We start from the raw sequence: 16784 nt of genomic DNA, 5'->3' as shown, positions 1-16784 counted from the left end.
CGCTCAGCGGCGGCGGGGCAGTGCCGCCACCCCCACGGCGACGACCGCGATGACGGCTGGTGCCTGGGCCCACAGCGAACCGCCCATGTATTCGGTGCCGGAGCGCCAGGTCCCGGTCGACAGGGCGGCCGCCGAGATCAGCGTCCCGAGGCCCGCGAGCCAGGGCAGCGTACGAGCCGTGAGTGCGGGCCGGAAGTAGTTGCAGCCCAGCGCGATCAGCGTGAATCCCGCACCGAACGGCCCCGAGATGACGGCGACGACTCCCGTCAGCCCGATCGCCGCGACCCACGCTGTACCCCAGGTGCCCGGAGCCGGACCGGCATCGGGCACCGCACGTCGGCGCGGAACAGCAAGCAGAACAAGGGGAATCAGCAGCAGTAGCCCGCCGAAGATCGCCAGTCGATACCAGCGGTCCGCCGGGAACGACACCGTGATCTCCCCGCTGGTTCCGGGCGGAACGAGCCAAGCCTGCTGCCAGCCGTCGATAACGAGGGGCGACAGTTCCCGACCGTCAGCGGTGTGCGCTTGCCAGCCGACATTGGTGCTCAGCGGTAGGACGAGCACCTGAGTACCCGAAGCTGGATCAGCGGGGTTCTCTCGCGTGGCCTCGGGGGTTTCGTCGAGCCCGGCGGGGTTCTCGGGGGAGGCTTCGGGAGGTGCGGTCGTGGTTTCATCGAGGCCGGTGGAGTTCTCCGGGGTGGCATCGGCGGGCGGGGTGGTGGTTTTTCCGGGGTAGGGGTCGGTGCGGGGGAGGCGCAGGCGGTCGACGGTGAAGAGTTCGGTGGGGGCCACGGTGAGGTCGGGGTGGCCGGGGAGGAGTTCGATGTCGGCCGCGTCCTCGGGGCAGGGTTGCGCGGAAACCGGTGCACCCGAACGGAGTTCGTCGGCGGTGGCGGTGATCGTGGTGTGCACGGCGCGTCCGCCGATGGCGATCACCGGCCCCGCCTCGCAGCCGATGGTGATCAGCCGGTCGCCGGGCGCGTGGGCGGGATATTCGGGACCGAGCACGTCGACCTCGGCCAGGCCGGTGGGCTGGGTGAGGACGAAGCCGAGCGCCGTGCGGTCGAGCACCTCGTTCCAGCTCTGGATGCTGATCTCGATGCGATCGGTTTCGGTGGGGTACAGCGAGATTCGGGCCGGTTCGCCGTGTTCGCGTTCGGGCAGTTCGCGGATCTGCGGGCCGTTGCCCATGTTCACCGCGACGGAGGTGGCTGTCGCGGGTAAGCCGCCGAGCGCGGTGGTGATGTCGAGTCCGGTCACCAGTGCCGGTTCCGGAAGTTCCAGTACCAGAGTGGGTTTGCCGCCCGCCGGTTCACGCACGGTGGACTCGGGTGCGGTCCAGGTGGTCTTCGGATCGCCGTCGGTCGCGGCGAAGGCGGCGCCGCGCAGGTCGGCGACATCGGCCTGCCCTCGGGCCACCGGCCTGGTCGGGTCGGTGAGCAAGGCTTCCAGCACGGGCCCCGGCCGGGTGCGCACGGTGAGGTCGGTCCCGACGGTGAGTGGTTCCGGCACCGACAGGGTGCGCCCGAAGACGCCCGGCTCCTCGGCGGGCAGCCCGAGCCCCTTGCTGCAGTGCACGCGGTCGGGACCGTCGAAACAGTTACCGCGACCGGGGAATTCCTGTCCGAGATCCCACCCGCTGACGACGGTCCCCGCGGCGACATCGGGCAGCACCACCCGGTGCCGGATATCCACGCGTTCCGGCGCGTCCCGGTTGGAGTAGTCGTCGAGCGTGAGTTCGCTGATTCCGAATTGCCCGCCACGAGTACCGGTTTCGGTGCGAGCGGCGGTGATCATCACCCAGTCGGATCTGCCCGCGGGCAGCGCGACGGACAGCGGCTCACCGGGTTCGGTGATGCGCGCCGACACCGTCCCGCGCGAGGTGCGGACCTCGACCCACTTCACCGGATCACCCAGCGCCGCCGCCGTGGTGGTGAAGCGCAGCGAGCCGCTGGCGATCGGCTTGTCCAGATCGAGCCGGATCCATTGCCCGAGGGCGGATTCGGAACCATTGCTGATCCACGCGGTGCTCGGATCGCCGTCCACGGCGGCCGCGGTGGAGCTGCCGGGCGCGGCTCCGCCGATCTGGGTGGCGTCGGAGGCCGAGCTGGACGCGGTGACCTTCGCACCCGACCATTCGCCCTGCACGAGTTCGGCGCCCTCGACCGGGTAGTCGGCGACCAGGTTGTGGGTGCGCCGGGCGTCGTCGGCGGCGCGGATCGCGGAGTTGTGGTTGTCGACCCGGCCGAAATCGGACTCACGATCCATCGGGGTGTCGGTCAGCAGCACGGGTCGCGGCGGCAACCCGGCGCGTCGCGCGTCGGCCTCGAGAAGCACGGGCGCCGTAGGGTTCTCTCCGTCACGACGCACTCGTTCCAGCACTTCGGGGCCACCTCGGACCACGGGCGTCGAGTCCAGTGGGACCGTGTACGCGCCGGGGAACGCGGGTGGCGCGCCGGTGCCGCTGCGCACGTGGACGGGCGTGCCGGGCGGCGGGACATCGACCCGGTAGATCTCGACGGCCGGGTAGGCGGGCTGGAGATCGTTGTCGACCACCAGTCCCGCGTCCGCCGCGCGCGGTCCGATGTTCGCACCGAACGACGTCACCTTGGTGAAGCCCGGCGAGCCCTCGATCGCGCGGTGCGCCAGCATCGGACGCGTCGAGCGGGAGGTCTCGGGGTCGAGGTCGTTGCGCAACACCAGGATTCCGATGCCCTGGTCGGCGAGGGTGGCGGCCAGACCGGTCGACGGCCTGCCGTCGGCGATCAGCCGCTGCACCGAGTCCATCGCGCGAATCGTGCCCGGCGGGTTCAGGGGAACCGAATCACGCACGGCCCAGGGGGTGCTCGCCAGGGCCTGCAGTGGTTCGTCGCGGGTGAGTCCCCAGATCTGGCTGCCGAACGGCGCGCCGGGTACCACCAGCGCGCGGGTGTCGGCGGCATTGTCGGCCAGCCAGTCGGCGGTGTCGGTCCAGTAGGCGGGCACCCGGTCGTAGGCGCCGCGCGGGGCCAGCCGTCCGGTCCACGCCAGTGAGGTCGCGAGGGTGAGCGCGGCCAGGACCAGCGCGGCGACCGCGACGAGCCGGTCACGCTCGGGATGGGCGAAGGAGCTGCGCCACACCGGCATCGGCACGGATGCGGGCAGGGCCACCCGGCCGAGCAGATGCGCCAGCCCCACCACCAGCGGCAGCCGGATCAGCGGTTCGAGCTTGTGCACATTTCGCAGCGGCGCACCGCCGGAGTCGAGGAAGATCCGCACCGATTCGGCGAACGGCCCACCGAGCGTCCCGACGTAGCCCGCGCAGATTCCCGCGAGTCCCACGCACAGGATCAGGGCGAACCTGCCCCGATACGGCATCGTCGACCGCGCGAGCCCGGCCATTCCCGCCGCCGCGAGCAGGCCGGTCGCGAGCACCGCGGCGGGCTGGGTCACCAGCACCGCGCCGGCGATTCGTTCCGGCGAGACGAACGGCGTCCAGCTGTCGGTCCCGCGCAGCACCTCGCTCAACGCGGCCCACTGCGTCGTCACCCCCGACGACTCGATGAAGTCGAGGAACGGCGGACTCACCTTGCCGAGCAACAGCAGCGGCACCACCCACCAGAAGGTGGCGAGGACCAGCAGCGGAATCCACGCTCGGGTGAACCGCCACCACTGCCGATTCGGCCGATAGGTTGCCCACCACAGTGCCGCGGGCAGGAACGCCGCCACCGTCGCGACAGCGTTCACCGATCCCATCAACGCCAGCGCGAATGCGCTCCCCGCCGGCGAGAGCGGGCCGCCGCGCCGCCGTTTGATCGCCGTGCCCAGTGCCGCGGGCGCGAGCAGCACCCACGGCGCCAGCATCATCGGCAGGGTTTCCGAGGAGATCGAGCCGAGCGTGGTCAGTACCCGCGGCGACAACGCGAACGCGATGCCCGCGATCACCCGTGACCCGCGCGAGCCGATGCCGAGCGTTTCGCACAGCTTGACGATGCCCCAGAACCCGGCGAGCAGCAGCAGCGCCCACCAGACACGCTGGGTGACCCACGCGGGCAGGTGCAGCAGGTGACCCGCCGAGAAGAACGTGCCGTGCGGGAAGAAATAGCCGTAGGCCTGGTTCTGGACCTGGCCCATCGGGGCCTGGCTGCTCCACAGATGCGACGCTCGCGCGAGGAACCCGAGGGGGTTCTGCGCGAGGTCGTATTTGGTATCGGCGACGGTGAGGCCGGGCGCCTGCGCGAAGGTCAGTACGAAGGCGGCTACTACCGAGCCGACGAGCCAGCGCCAACCCAGTGGCGCCCTGTCCGGTTGCCCCGATGCGGGGCGTGACGCGCGGGCGTCGGCCTCAGCGGCTGCCGTATTCAGGGGCGTTGAGCAGCGACGAGTCCTTGTCACCGCTGCGGTCGATCGAGGGCGCCGTGTTCTGCTGCACCGCCGCCGTGATGGCGAAGACGGCGATCGCGCTCAGCAGGGCGCCGCCGACCGCGCTGGCAACAGCCGGAACAGCAAACTTCATCGCGCACTCCAATACGCTCGACGACGGGGCCTGTCTCCGGCCAACCTAGCAGGTCTGCCGGGCTCGGTCAGTCGTTGGGCAGCTCGCAACGCAGGGCACTCAGCAGGGTGCGAAGTTTGACGGTCGTCTCGGCCAGCTCGGCGCGTGGATCCGACGCCGCGACGATCCCGCCGCCCGCGCTCGCCCGCAGCGTCCGCCGATCGGCGGAGAGCTCGCCGCCGCGGATCGCCACGACCCATTCGCCGTCGCCGTCGTCACCGCACCAGCCCACCGCGCCGCCGTAGAAGCCGCGCCGGGGCTCGCCGGCCGCGATCGCATCCAGGGACGCGGTGAACGGGGTGCCGTTGACGGCGGGGGTCGGGTGCAGCAGCAGGGCCAGGTCGAGGGCGGTGGTCGCCGGGTCACGCAGTACGCCGTGAACGGGGGTGGCCAGGTGCCAGACCTGTTCGGTGCTGAGCAGTTCGGGCGCGTCGGGGATGTGCAGTTCCGCGCAGACGGGGGTCAGTTGCTGCCGGATCCAGTCGATGACGAAGGCGTGCTCGTCGTGATTCTTCGTACTGGACAGCAGTTCGCGCGCCTGGGCCGCGTCCTCGGCCGGATCGGCGCGGCGCGGCAGGGTCCCGGCCAGCGGATGCAGGCTGACGCGGTCGCCGTGCCGCGCGACCAGCACCTCGGGCGTCGCCCCGATCAGCGTCTCGCCGGGTCGACCCGCCGCGGACAGGTCGACCGCGTACACCGCGGCATTCGGATGCCTGGTCAGCAGGTGTGCCGCCAGCACTTCGGGGTCGAGCGGCGCGTCGGCCTCCAGCACAATCGACCGTGCGGCCACTACCTTGCGCAGTTCGTTCGCGGGGTCGCCCAGTTGCTCGACCAGTTCCGTCACGCGCGCAACATGCTCTGCCGCACTGGGTATTTCGGCCGCCACCCGCACTCCGGGTAATTCCGGGAGCGCCGCGGGGCGCCATGGTCCCGCGGTGTGCAGCGCCGTCTCCGGTTGCCAGAGTGCCGCGGGCTCGCGCGGATCGAAAGGGAGCGCTCCGACGAGCAATGCCGGTGCCGCACCGGGCGAGTCCTGCCGTTTCCCGGCCGAATCGGTGACGTCGCCGGGGCCGGACCGGCTCTGCCACGCGCGCAGTGTCGCCGCTGCCTCGCGCGGGTCGGAGTAGGCCTTGTGCACCCCTGACGTCCGCAACACCGCGTCGGGTCGAGCGAGCAGGAATTCGTTCATGGTGCTTCGACCATAACGCCGCCGATGTGGCGTCGATCCGGGAGAGCGACGGAACTCTCACTGCTCCGGTGGAACCAGGAAGACCGGCCGGTGCCCGTGCTTGAGAACGGCCTCGGCGACGCTGCTGTGCAACAGCGCGCGCAACCCCGTAGAACCGCGCGTACCGGCGACGATGATGTCGACGTCGAGCTCATCGGCGCAGTCCACGATGGCGTTCCAGATCGTGGTGGTGCATTCGGCGGTGCGCGGTTCGGCGTCGATTCCGGCCAGTTTCGCCAGGTGCACGCCCTCGGCGTTGATCTTGCGGGCGTCGGAGTAGGCGATGTCCTCCACCTCCTCGTCGGGCACCCAGTCCGGCTGCATCACCCCGGCGAGCCCGGAGATGCGCGCGGCTTGGCGCACCATCGGTTCCCAGGCGGTGAGCAGAATCGCGCGGTCGGCGGTCAGGAATCGCCCGGCATACTCGATGGCGCGTTTGGCGTGTTCGGAACCGTCGTAGGCGATGAGCATCCGATCGCATGCCATGACGACCTCCTGCGCTGGTCGGAGCGGCTTTTCCCTCAGATTACCCCGGCCTGGGAGGTATCAATCAGAACCGCGGTGGTGTGGTTGGTGTCGGTAGCGAGCTACCGTGGAGCGCATGCGGAAATCGCCTGTGGTCGTGTTCGCAGTCCTCGCCACCGTTGCCACCGCCTGTTCGGGAGGTTCGTCGAGCGAGACGACGCCCGCGGCGAGCAGCAGCGCAGTGGCCGCCCCCGGGGAGCCGAGTTCGTCCACGTCGGCGACTCCGATCCAAAGCAATTGCGGCGCAGACTATCTCGCCAAGCTCTCCCAGCGGGAGAAGCTGGCCCAGCTGCTGACCGTCGGCATCACCGGTTCGGCGGACGCGTCGAACGTGGTGAGTTCGGAGCAGGTGGGCGGCATCTTCGTCGGCAGCTGGACCGATCCGAGCCTGCTCGACAAGTCGGCGCTCGACGCGGTGAAGGCCCAGGCCAAGGTCCCGCTGATGGTGACCATCGACGAAGAGGGCGGGCGGGTCTCGCGCGCGAAGAACGTGATCGGCGCCGCGCCGTCGGCTCGTGAGATCGCGCAGACCCAAACCCCTGAGCAGTACTACCAGTTCACGCTGACCAGGTCGAAGGCGCTGAAGGATCTGGGCATTACCGTCGATTTCGCTCCCGACGTCGATGTGAGCAGCCAGCCCGACGACAGCGTGATCGGCGACCGCTCCTTCAGCGACGACCCGAAGGTCGTCACCGAATTCGCGGACGCCTACATCCGCGCGGCCAACGAGGTGGGCCTCGGTTCGGTGATCAAGCACTTCCCCGGCCACGGCTCCGGTTCCGGTGACTCGCACACCGGCGCCGTGACCACCCCGCCGCTGGACCAGATGCAGAACACCGACCTGGTGCCGTTCCGCGAGCTGGTGGACTCCGGCGCGGCGGTGATGGTCGGCCACCTCGACGTGCCCGGCCTGACCGAGCCCGACGTGCCCGCCAGCATCAGCCCGGCCGCGATGACGCTGCTGCGCGAGGGCAAGGGCTACGGCGCCGCGCCCTACAACGGCCCGATCTTCACCGACGATCTCAGCGGCATGGCCGCCATCACCGCCCGCATGTCCATCGCCGACGCGGTCGAGGCCACGCTCGTCGCGGGCGCCGACAACGCGCTGTGGATCAGCAGCGACGCGGTCCCGCAGGTGCTCGACCGTTTGGAACAGTCGGTCTCTAGTGGCAAACTGCCCGCCGACCGGGTCGACACTTCCGTACTGCGGATGGCGCGCTACAAGGGCGTAGCGCTGGGCTGCTGATCGCGCCCGGCGACTGTGCGGCAAATGAGCGCGGGTGAACTTACCTTGGAGTAAGATAGGTGGTTCACCCTGCGGTAGGAGAGTGGATGGCAGGCGGGACCAAGCGACTTCCCCGGGCAGTTCGCGAGCAACAGATGCTCGATGCCGCCGTCGAGGTATTCGCACGCAAGGGCTTCCACGACACGTCGATGGATGCCATCGCCGCCGAGGCGAAGATCTCCAAACCCATGCTCTACCTGTACTACGGCTCCAAGGATGAGCTGTTCCGGGCCTGCATCCAGCGCGAGGGTCTCCGTTTCATCGAAGCCGTCGCACCCGCGGGCAACCCGCAGTTGACCCCGCACGAACAGGTCCGCACCGCGCTCGAGGGTTTCCTCGATTTCGTCGATCGCAATCGGCAGTCCTGGCAGGTTCTCTACCGTCAGGCTATCGGACAGCAAACATTTGCCTCCGAAATCGACAATGCCCGTGAGCGCGTCATCGAGCTCACCGCGAAACTGCTGGAATCCAGCGCCAAGAACGCCGACCCCGGCACCAATTTCGAGGTCGTCGCGGCGGCGGTGATCGGTGCGGGCGAGGCCATCGCCGACCGGGTCGCGAGCGGCCGGATCGAAGTGGCCGAGGCGGTCGACCTGCTCGACGATCTCGCCTGGCGCGGTCTGGCCGGCCGGAAGAAGACCGACTAGCGGTTGCGCCCCGCCCCGTCGGCTGCGATCGTGCACGGTTGACGTTTCATGACAGACGGGGTGGCAGTGTTCGGTGTGTTGAAGCCGTGTGCGCACGGCGCGGCGAAATATGGCATCGATCCGGGGCAGTGGCAGGCACACATGTGCGGGCTGTGTCTGGGTCTGCGGGACGGGCACGGTCAGCTGGCGCGGGCGGCAACCAATACCGATGCGATCGTGCTCAGTGTGCTCACCGAGGCGCAGTCGGCTGCCGGTGCGCGCACGAGCGCGGGTCCGTGTCCGCTGCGCGGGATGAAGCGCGCGTCGGTGGTCGCCGCGAACGCGCCCGGCGTGCAGTTGGCCGCCACCGCGTCACTGTTGCTGGGCGCGGCCAAGATTCGCGATCATGTCGACGACGGCGATACCTCCGCTGCCACCCGTCGTCCGCTGCGCAGGGTGTCGAACACCTGGGCGGTGCGAGCGCAGCGGCAAGCCGATCTGATCGGGCTCGACGTGCAGCCGATGCTCGCGGCGATCGCCTCTCAGTCCGCACTCGAAGCGCGAGCTGCCGACGCCGGCTTGCGGCCCGTGGTGCACGGCCGGGGCATCGAGGCCGTTCGAGTGATCACGCTCGACGATCTCACCGGTCCGACACAGCTCTGCGCGGCCACCCTGTTCGGGCATACCGCGACATTGGCCGGCCGCCCGGAAAATGTTGCCGCCCTGGAGGAAATCGGTCGGCACGTCGGTCGCATCGCGCATCTGGCCGACGCCATCGAAGACCTGGAGCGCGACCGCGCCCGTGGCCGTTTCAATCCGCTGGAGGCGACCGGCACGGATATGCCCCGCGCCTACGATCTGCTGCGCGAGAGCGAATCCCGCATCCGGCGGGCCGCGTCCGAGGCCGAACTCGACCAGCTGCCGACCGTGCGCTGGGCGCTGCTCGATCCGCTGGCGAGCCTGCTGCGCCGCCTCGGCCAAGGACTCGGCATCGCGGTCGGGCACGTGTGCCGTACTCCTGTTACGGCGCAACAGCATTCGCCGTACGAGTTTCCGTCCCCGCCCGGCCGGCGCCCGGGCAGGCCGGGGCCGTTCAAGGCGAGCGGACTGGTCCTCGGCGTCTACTGCACCGGCATGGCCTGCTGTGTCGACCACACCAGCCCCTGCACCGGCGAACAGAAAGACGCCTGGGCCAAGCGCTGCGACTGCGGCAGTTGCTGCGATTGCGGTGAGTGCTGCGGCAACTGTTGTGGCGAAGACTGCTGCTGCGGCGACTGCAGCTGCGATTGCAACTGCTGACGAAAAAGGCTCGCGCGGTGGCGAATCCGCCTACCGCGCGAGCCTGCCGCTATCGAACCCCTACTCGCACTTGACGACCGGGATGGGGTCGTACTTCACCGTCCGCGTATGCCGCGACACCTGGGCGCCGGACTTGGCGTCGGTGATCACCCTGGTGTCGGAGATGGTGAAGCCGGGCGCGCCCTCGGAGGCGATGCAGTCCTTGCCCTTGGGCAGCACGACCTCGTTGGGTTCGGTCGGCTTCGACTTCTCACCCGTAATCGATTCCACGTTCACGGTTTTGGTGCCCCACAACCGCACAGTGATCTCGGAGCCGGTGGCGACCGCCTGAATGTAGACACCGGTCGTGCCGGTGTTGCGGAACGCCAGGTCGATCGCGCCGTCGAACACCGTCGCCTCGCGCGCGGCCGGGTAGCGCGAGATGTAGTAGCTGTGCTCGGTGTGCCCGCCGTCTTCCATCCCGGCGAAGTAGGCCGCGTTGTAGAGCGTGGTGGCGAACTGGCTGATGCCGCCGCCGACCGCGGTGCTCGGCCTGCCCTTGTCGATGATGCCGGACTCCACATAGCCTTCCGCGGCGGTACGCGGGCCGGTGAATTCGTTGAGCGAGAACGTATCTCCCGGTTTGACCACCGCGCCGTCGACCTTGGCGGCGACCGTGCGGATGTTCACCCCGGAGGGTCCGCTGAAGCCGCCGGTGGTGAACTGGCCGATCATCTCGTTGACCCCGAGCCCGTTGGCGGCCTCGGTGGTGAGTTTGGGCTCGATGCGCTGATACACCACCGGGCTGGTGCGCGGACCCGGCTGAGTGAGCAGGGCGGGCAGCTTCTCCAGCGTCTTGGGCCAGTCGACCTTCTCGCCGACCACGGCGGGCACGACGGTCGGCTTACCCGCGCCCGCGGTGAAGGTGGCGTCCTTGGGTTCCACCTCGGACTTCGCCAATTGCGGTGCGAGCAAGGCGATGACGGCGTCGTTGTTGATCCGGGGAGCCAGCCCGCCGTTGCCGTCGGGGACGAAACCGAGGACGTCGGCGATCTGGCCGGTGGTCAGCGAGGCTTGAAGATCCTTGCCGGACAAGGTGATCGGTGCCGCGACCGCCGGTGTCGCGATATCGCGCAGCGCCGCCTGTACGGCATCGGTGCGCACGGCGACGGGTGCGGCCACCACGGGCAGATCCAGTTGGCTGCTCGCGGCCCAGCGGTCGGTGATGGTGGCGCGCGCGGCCTCGGTGTCGAGCACCCGGCCCGGCACCGGCGCGACCGCGACCGGCCTGCCGTTCTCGAACCGCACCGTGCCTTCGACGGTCGGGTTGTCGTGGACGCGGAAGCTCTCGAGCTGTGCGTCCAGGGCCGCGGTGTCGACCGTGCTCGACACCGGAACCTCGCGGGTGCCGAAGAGCGAGATCAGTCGGCTCACCGGGTTCAGCGGCTGGCTGCCGACGGCGTCCCAGGTGCGGTCGTAGTCCACCGACAGACCGGCGGTGGCGGGCACCATGCTCGCCTGCACATCGCCGATCCGCACGGGTAGCGGCCGCTCGGCCTTGGGGCCGAGCTCGGTGTGCAGCAGCGCGTCGGCTTCGGCCTGGTCCATCCCGCCGATGTCGATACCGGCGACGACGACGCCGCGCGCCACCTCACCCGTGCTCAACGCGAGGTCGGCCAGGTAGGCGGCGGTTCCGACGGCCAGCACGGCGCCGACCGCGATCCCGATTCGCTTGATCAGCTGCTGGTTGCCCGGCGGGGTCGGCGGGGGCGGGCCTGCCGGGCCGGGGGTGGGTGACCAGCGGTCGCGGGTCACGGTGTTCAAGGGCTGCGTAAGGGCGGTGGTGTCCGGATCGAAAGTGCGATTTGATTCGAGCAGCTTGCGTAATCCGACCTCGCCCCTTCGGTCGGCCGGTTGTCCGGCGGTCGACTCGCTGGGCACGGAGGTCCTTCCGTTAGGTTGGCCCCGAATGTTTGCGGGGTCCGGCCCGAGGGTAACGCGCTTCGGCGCGCTCGGCAGCTCGGCAACCGGGTGGGGGCAGCAGAAAGGCTCCGCGTAGTTGCCGGGTCGGGGGTCTGGCAACTACACGGAGCCGATCTGTTTATCGGGGCTCGGAGCGGGGCGTTACAGCCCATTCGGAGGAATTTCGGCGCGCGGGCCGACGCCGCCACGGGCGACGACCCGGCGGCGCGAGACAATCGGGGTGAGACTCGACACCACGGACCGGACAAACGAGGAGAACTGATGCAGCTGGGAATGATCGGCCTCGGCCGGATGGGTGCCAACATCGTGCGCCGGATCGTGCGCGACGGGCACACCGCCGTCGGCTACGAGCGCCACCAAGGGCCGATCCCCGAGCTGGAGTCCGAGCTCGGCGACAAGTTCCGCGGCACGACCGACCTGGCCGAGTTCATCGGGCTGCTCGAGGTGCCCCGCGTGGTGTGGGTGATGATTCCCGCCGGTGCCACCGGCAAGGTGATCGAGGACGTCGCCGAGCTGCTCGAGCCGGGCGACATCATCATCGACGGCGGCAACAGCCGCTACCACGAGGACATCAAGCGTGCGAAGGCGTTGGAGCCCAAGGGTATTCACTACCTGGACATCGGCACCTCGGGCGGCGTGTTCGGCCTACAGCGCGGGTACTGCCTGATGATCGGCGGAAACAAGGCTCAGGTCGATTACCTGGAGCCGCTGCTGGCGACCATCGCCCCCGGCTACGATTCGGCCCCGCGCACCCCCGGTCGCACCGGTGAGCTGTCGCAGGCCGAGAAGGGCTACCTGCTGTGTGGTCCGCACGGTGCGGGTCACTTCGTGAAGATGGTGCACAACGGCATCGAATACGGCGCGATGGGCGCCTACGCCGAGGGTCTCAACATCCTGAAGCACGCCAACGCGGGCTCGGAGTACCTGCACGGTGAGCACTCCGCCGAGGAGACGCCGATGGAGCACCCCGAGTACTACATGTACGACCTGGACATCCCGGCGATCACCGAGGTGTGGCGCCGCGGCTCGGTCGTGGCCTCCTGGCTCCTCGATCTCACCGCGTCGGCCCTGGTCACCGACCCTGACCTGGACACCTACAGCGGCCGCGTCTCCGACTCCGGCGAAGGTCGCTGGACCATCGACGCCGCCATCGACACCGCGGTTCCCGTCCCGGTGCTCTCCGCCGCCCTCTACCAGCGCTTCTCCTCCCGCGGCCAGGCCCTGTACGCCGACAAGATGCTCTCGGCCATGCGGAAGGCGTTCGGTGGCCACAACGAGCTGCCGCAGAAGTAGCCCCCTGGACGCCCACAACCGGCCTTTCGTCGTCAGACGGAGGCCGGTTGTGGCTTTTCCGGGTTGATTCGAGTGGACCGAAATCCTCGGATGCTACCCGTGCGGGAGAGTAAAACGGCGATGTTCCACAAAATAAGAACACGTTCTTCTTTTCCAGGACAAGCGTCCAGTCGGACCTATACCTTGTGGTCAGAGGGGGGAAAGCCCACCTGATGAGGAATTCGCCCCGGTCGTCTCGCCCGGGGCTTTGGAGGAAAATCATGTTCCGGACTTCGCGTATCGCCGCGGGCGTCGCCACCGCCGCCCTGGTCGTCGCCGGTGTCGGTGTCGGCCTTGGATCCGGCGTCGCCGCCGCCGACGCCACCTGCGCGGTGAGCAGTCACGCGCAGAAGAAAGATGCGAGCACCGTAGGCATCACCCACGTCTACGACAAGATCGCGAGCGCCGAGCAGATCGGCGTCGGCACCTCGGTCACCTACAAGGTGATCGTCGGAACCACCGGGATCGGCAACCCGTACGTCAACACCATCACCGACTTCCCGCCGGTCGGGTTCGGCGCACCGACCAAGACCACCATCACCGCCTATCACGCGATCGGCGGCCAGGTCACCGAGGACGTCACCGCCGAGCCCAACGCCGGCGGCTGGAAGGTCACGAGCACCGGCTGGTTCGTCAACTCGGGCAACCCGGTCACCCTGACCATCACCTACCCGGTGCCCAGCGGCGTCAAGGCGGGCCAGATGGTCACCAGCGGTGGCGTCGGGGTCGCGGGCACCGTGGGCGTCAGCAATGAGATGCCCGGCCTCACCGCCTGTTTCACCGCCCGCGGCGCCAACGCCGGCGAGACGGTGATCGGCAGCCTCGGTGACAACGGGCTGGGTTCCGATGATGGCCAGCTGAGCTCCACCGGCTCGCTGAGCGACATCATCTCCGACGTGCTGGGCGATCTGATCGGTAGCTGATCGTCTGGCACCTGGTCGCCGGGGCGGTCTCGCGCTGCCGTCCCGGCGAACCATTCTTTGTGTGGCGCACTCATTGTCGAACTCTGTGAGGACTCGTGTTCCCCTGTAAGCGGGCGGTGCTGACCGCGCTCGCCGTCATCGCGCTGTCGGTCGTCGCCGTCGGGACCGCCGGCGCGGACGGATCGCGGCTGGACCGGATCGAGCGGCCCGGCCAGCGGCAGCAGACGCTGCACGTGTACTCCGCGTCCATGGACCGGGTGATCCCGCTGCAGGTCATCACGCCCCACGACACCAGCGCGCCACGCCCGACGCTGTATCTGCTCAACGGCGCGGGCGGCGGCGAGGACATCGCGAACTGGTACAACCAGACCGACATCGTGCAGTTCTTCGCCGACAAGAACGTCAACGTGGTGACCCCGGCGGCGGGGGCGTTCTCGTACTACACCGATTGGCAGCGCGACGATCCGAAGCTCGGCCGCAACAAATGGCAGACCTTCCTCACCGAGGAACTCCCGCCGATCATCGACGCCACCTTGGGTACCACCGGCGTGAATGCCATCGCGGGCCTGTCGATGTCGGCCACGGCGGTCCTCAACCTGGCCATCGCCGCCCCCGACCGCTACCGCGCCGTCGGCTCCTACAGCGGCTGCGCCTCGGTCGACGATCCGGTCAGCCGCGCCTATATCGATGTCGTCCTCGCCCGCGGTGGCGCCGACCCCGCCAACATGTGGGGCCCGCCCGGCGACCCCGCCTGGCGCGCGAACGACGCCTTCCGCAATGCGGAACGGCTGCGCGGCAAGGCAATCTACCTGTCCAGCGCCAACGGGCTCCCCGGCGTCGCTGAAACTCTGCCGCCCGGTGCGACGCCGGGAAAGGTCATCGGCATGACCGATCAGATTCTTCTCGGCGGCGCCATCGAAGCCGCCGCCAACCAGTGCACCCAGCGTCTCGCCGCGCGCCTGGCGGAGCTGAACATCCCCGCCCACACCGAATTCCGCCCCGCCGGCACCCATACCTGGCGGTATTGGGAACAGGACCTACACAACTCCTGGCCGCTTCTCGCCGCCGCTATCGACGCGAGCTGACAGTGCATCGCGAAACTTGAATGGCTTGTAGCACTGGGCAATTCAAGCCGTCAAGCCCCTGGAAGTTATGGATAACGCTCGTATCGAGGCGCTCGATGTGTTTATCAGCTTCGCTCAGTTTGTCCCCCGAAAGGCTTATCATGCATCGTCGAATGATCCGAGTCCTTGTTGCCACCGTGGCTGTCGCCGGAATCGCCGCGGGCGCGCCCACCGCGCTCGCCGCCCCCGCGCAACCAGCGGTCGTAGCCGAATCAGGCTCCGCCGGAACCGGTTCCGCCGCGATCGACATTCCACTCGGCCTTTTGAAGCTCATCATCTGCGGACCTTGGGGGTCGTCGCAGCCGCACCCGAACCCGATGTGCCGCTGAGGTCTGACAACGAACGGCGGGTGGTCTCCGAAAGCCGGAGACCACCCGCCGTGGCTGTGTGATCAGCGCGGACTAGCGCTCGATGATCGCGACGACACCCTGGCCGCCGGCGGCGCAGATGGAGACCAGCGCGCGGCCGGACCCCTTCTCCGCCAGCATCTTCGCGGTCGAGGCGACGATGCGGCCGCCGGTCGCGGCGAACGGGTGGCCCGCGGCGAGCGAGGAGCCGTTGATGTTGAGCTTGCTGCGGTCGATGGAGCCGAGCGCGCCGTCGAGGCCGAGGCGCTCCTTGCAGTAGGCGTCGGACTCCCACGCGGCCAGGGTGGCCAGCACCACGGAGGCGAAGGCCTCGTGGATCTCGTAGTAGTCGAAGTCCTGCAGGGTCAGGCCGTTGCGGGCCAGCAGGCGGGCGACCGCGTAGGTGGGCGCCATCAGCAGGCCGTCGGGGCCGTGGATGTAGTCCACCGCGGCGACCTCGGAGTCGACCAGGTGGGCCAGCACCGGCAGGTTGCGCTCGGCCGCCCACTCGTCGGTGGACAGCAGCACCGCGGACGCGCCGTCGGTGAGCGGGGTCGAGTTGCCCGCGGTCATGGTGGCGTCGCCTGCCTTGACGCCGAACACCGGCTTCAGGGTCGACAGCTTCTCCACGGTGGAGCCGGGACGCAGGTTGTCGTCGCGGGTCAGGCCGAGGAACGGGGTGATCAGGTCGTCGAAGAAGCCACGGTCGTAGGCGGCCGCCATGTTCTTGTGCGAGAGGTAGGCCAGCTCGTCCTGCGCCTCGCGGGCGACGCCGAATTCCTTCGCGGTGATGGCGGCGTGCTCACCCATCGACAGGCCGGTGCGCGGCTCGGCGTTGCGCGGGATCTCGATACCGAGCATCGAGGGGCGCAGCTGGCCGACCAGCTTGACCTTGTCCTTGGTGGTCCTGGCGCGGTTGGCGGTGAGCATCCACTCGCGCATGTCCTCGCTCACGCCGATCGGCGCGTCGGAGGTGGTGTCGGCGCCGCCGCCGATGCCGGACTCGATGCGACCCAGCGCGATCGCGTCGCCGACGGTGACGATCGACTGCAGACCGGTGCCACAGGCGAGCTGCAGGTCGTGGGCGGGGGTGTAGGGCGAGAGCTTCGAGCCGAGCACGCTCTCACGAATCAGGCTGTGCTCGCCGACCTTCTTGAGCACAGCGCCGCCGACGACCATGCCGAGGCGCTCGCCCTGCAGACCGAACCGGCTGACCAGCCCATCGAGGGCGGCGGTGAACATGTCCTGATTGGACGCCTTGGCGTAGGCCTTGTCGGAGCGCGCGAACGGGATGCGGTTGCCGCCAACGATGGCGATCGGGCGCTGAGTCTTGGCGGCCTTGGCAGTGCTCGTCTTAGCAGTGCTGGCCTTGGGCGTCGCCGAGCGGGCTTTGCTTGTCACTCGAGTTCTCCATGGTCTCGTCGGTTCCGGGTAACGCCGGCCGCTGGAATCGGCCCCCGTGCGGTCGCGGCGTCGTATCGGTTTACATTAAACTTACTCCGGAGTAAGTTCGTTGTCGACACCGTACCCGCAAGTGTGCGCTTACACGGGGGACACTGGGCGGAGCACGGTCACCACACTCGTCGAGCACAGAGAAGG

General features: G+C 69.0%; 13 protein-coding genes. 7 read left to right on the top strand and 6 right to left on the bottom strand.

Annotation, left to right across the window (positions count from 1 at the left end):
* Positions 1 to 3: 3 nt before the first annotated feature.
* The 4 genes from ACFWFP_RS17345 to ACFWFP_RS17330 all read right to left on the bottom strand — a co-directional run bounded on the left by ACFWFP_RS17345 (position 4) and on the right by ACFWFP_RS17330 (position 6248).
* Positions 4 to 4344, bottom strand: a complete 4341-nt coding sequence (locus ACFWFP_RS17345) for an alpha-(1->3)-arabinofuranosyltransferase (RefSeq protein ID WP_379296786.1) — start codon at positions 4342 to 4344, stop codon at positions 4 to 6.
* A complete protein-coding gene (locus ACFWFP_RS17340; RefSeq protein ID WP_022566695.1) occupies positions 4325 to 4495 on the bottom strand; it encodes a DUF2613 domain-containing protein in 171 nt (56 codons plus the stop codon). The genes ACFWFP_RS17345 and ACFWFP_RS17340 overlap by 20 nt, the downstream gene beginning before the upstream one ends.
* A 67-nt stretch (positions 4496 to 4562) precedes the next feature.
* Entirely contained in the window at positions 4563 to 5723 is a 1161-nt protein-coding gene (locus ACFWFP_RS17335) for an isochorismate synthase MenF (protein WP_379296143.1), read from the bottom strand.
* Positions 5724 to 5780: 57 nt separating this feature from the next.
* Positions 5781 to 6248, bottom strand: a complete 468-nt coding sequence (locus ACFWFP_RS17330; RefSeq protein ID WP_379296141.1) for a universal stress protein — start codon at positions 6246 to 6248, stop codon at positions 5781 to 5783.
* A gap of 115 nt (positions 6249 to 6363) precedes the next feature.
* Here ACFWFP_RS17330 and ACFWFP_RS17325 point away from each other — a divergent pair, with 115 nt between their 5' ends.
* The 3 genes from ACFWFP_RS17325 to ACFWFP_RS17315 all read left to right on the top strand — a co-directional run bounded on the left by ACFWFP_RS17325 (position 6364) and on the right by ACFWFP_RS17315 (position 9497).
* Positions 6364 to 7533, top strand: a complete 1170-nt coding sequence (locus ACFWFP_RS17325; RefSeq protein WP_379296139.1) for a glycoside hydrolase family 3 N-terminal domain-containing protein — start codon at positions 6364 to 6366, stop codon at positions 7531 to 7533.
* An 86-nt stretch (positions 7534 to 7619) separates the two neighbouring features.
* Positions 7620 to 8219, top strand: a complete 600-nt coding sequence (locus ACFWFP_RS17320) for a TetR/AcrR family transcriptional regulator (RefSeq protein WP_056823668.1) — start codon at positions 7620 to 7622, stop codon at positions 8217 to 8219.
* Between the two features lie 48 nt (positions 8220 to 8267).
* Positions 8268 to 9497 carry a DUF5685 family protein gene (locus ACFWFP_RS17315; protein WP_379296137.1) on the top strand — a complete coding sequence of 410 codons (1230 nt, stop codon included), beginning with the start codon at positions 8268 to 8270 and terminating at the stop codon, positions 9495 to 9497.
* A gap of 60 nt (positions 9498 to 9557) precedes the next feature.
* Here ACFWFP_RS17315 and ACFWFP_RS17310 read toward each other — a convergent pair whose 3' ends face one another.
* Entirely contained in the window at positions 9558 to 11417 is a 1860-nt protein-coding gene (locus tag ACFWFP_RS17310; protein WP_379296135.1) for a VanW family protein, read from the bottom strand.
* Between the two features lie 303 nt (positions 11418 to 11720).
* Between ACFWFP_RS17310 and gnd the strand changes: the two genes are divergently transcribed.
* The 4 genes from gnd to ACFWFP_RS17290 all read left to right on the top strand — a co-directional run bounded on the left by gnd (position 11721) and on the right by ACFWFP_RS17290 (position 15167).
* Positions 11721 to 12752 carry a phosphogluconate dehydrogenase (NAD(+)-dependent, decarboxylating) gene (gnd, locus tag ACFWFP_RS17305; RefSeq protein ID WP_379296133.1) on the top strand — a complete coding sequence of 344 codons (1032 nt, stop codon included), beginning with the start codon at positions 11721 to 11723 and terminating at the stop codon, positions 12750 to 12752.
* A gap of 260 nt (positions 12753 to 13012) precedes the next feature.
* Positions 13013 to 13714 (top strand): hypothetical protein, encoded by a 702-nt coding sequence (locus ACFWFP_RS17300; RefSeq protein WP_379296131.1) that lies wholly within the window; start codon positions 13013 to 13015, stop codon positions 13712 to 13714.
* Between the two features lie 116 nt (positions 13715 to 13830).
* Positions 13831 to 14799, top strand: coding sequence for an alpha/beta hydrolase (locus ACFWFP_RS17295; protein ID WP_379296784.1), 969 nt, complete (start codon positions 13831 to 13833; stop codon positions 14797 to 14799).
* Between the two features lie 152 nt (positions 14800 to 14951).
* Positions 14952 to 15167, top strand: a complete 216-nt coding sequence (locus tag ACFWFP_RS17290) for a hypothetical protein (RefSeq protein ID WP_379296129.1) — start codon at positions 14952 to 14954, stop codon at positions 15165 to 15167.
* Positions 15168 to 15239: 72 nt separating this feature from the next.
* Here the strand turns inward: ACFWFP_RS17290 and ACFWFP_RS17285 are convergent, their stop codons facing one another.
* Positions 15240 to 16586, bottom strand: a complete 1347-nt coding sequence (locus tag ACFWFP_RS17285; RefSeq protein WP_379296127.1) for an acetyl-CoA C-acetyltransferase — start codon at positions 16584 to 16586, stop codon at positions 15240 to 15242.
* Positions 16587 to 16784: the final 198 nt, after the last annotated feature.

The organism is Nocardia sp. NPDC060249 (assembly GCF_042728755.1).
Taxonomy (GTDB): Bacteria; Actinomycetota; Actinomycetes; order Mycobacteriales; family Mycobacteriaceae; genus Nocardia.
The sequence above is the reverse complement of the archived record's forward strand: the minus strand, read 5'-3'. Positions and strand labels throughout refer to the sequence as shown.

What these genes read in the sequence shown, in the direction of transcription:
- ACFWFP_RS17340 (WP_022566695.1), bottom strand. Translation starts at nt 4,495, where the DNA reads ATGAAGTTTGCTGTTCCGGCTGTTGCCAGCGCGGTCGGCGGCGCCCTG.
- ACFWFP_RS17335 (WP_379296143.1), bottom strand. Translation starts at nt 5,723, where the DNA reads ATGAACGAATTCCTGCTCGCTCGACCCGACGCGGTGTTGCGGACGTCA.
- ACFWFP_RS17330 (WP_379296141.1), bottom strand. Translation starts at nt 6,248, where the DNA reads ATGGCATGCGATCGGATGCTCATCGCCTACGACGGTTCCGAACACGCC.
- ACFWFP_RS17325 (WP_379296139.1), top strand. Translation starts at nt 6,364, where the DNA reads ATGCGGAAATCGCCTGTGGTCGTGTTCGCAGTCCTCGCCACCGTTGCC.
- ACFWFP_RS17320 (WP_056823668.1), top strand. Translation starts at nt 7,620, where the DNA reads ATGGCAGGCGGGACCAAGCGACTTCCCCGGGCAGTTCGCGAGCAACAG.
- ACFWFP_RS17315 (WP_379296137.1), top strand. Translation starts at nt 8,268, where the DNA reads ATGACAGACGGGGTGGCAGTGTTCGGTGTGTTGAAGCCGTGTGCGCAC.
- gnd (WP_379296133.1), top strand. Translation starts at nt 11,721, where the DNA reads ATGCAGCTGGGAATGATCGGCCTCGGCCGGATGGGTGCCAACATCGTG.
- ACFWFP_RS17300 (WP_379296131.1), top strand. Translation starts at nt 13,013, where the DNA reads ATGTTCCGGACTTCGCGTATCGCCGCGGGCGTCGCCACCGCCGCCCTG.
- ACFWFP_RS17290 (WP_379296129.1), top strand. Translation starts at nt 14,952, where the DNA reads ATGATCCGAGTCCTTGTTGCCACCGTGGCTGTCGCCGGAATCGCCGCG.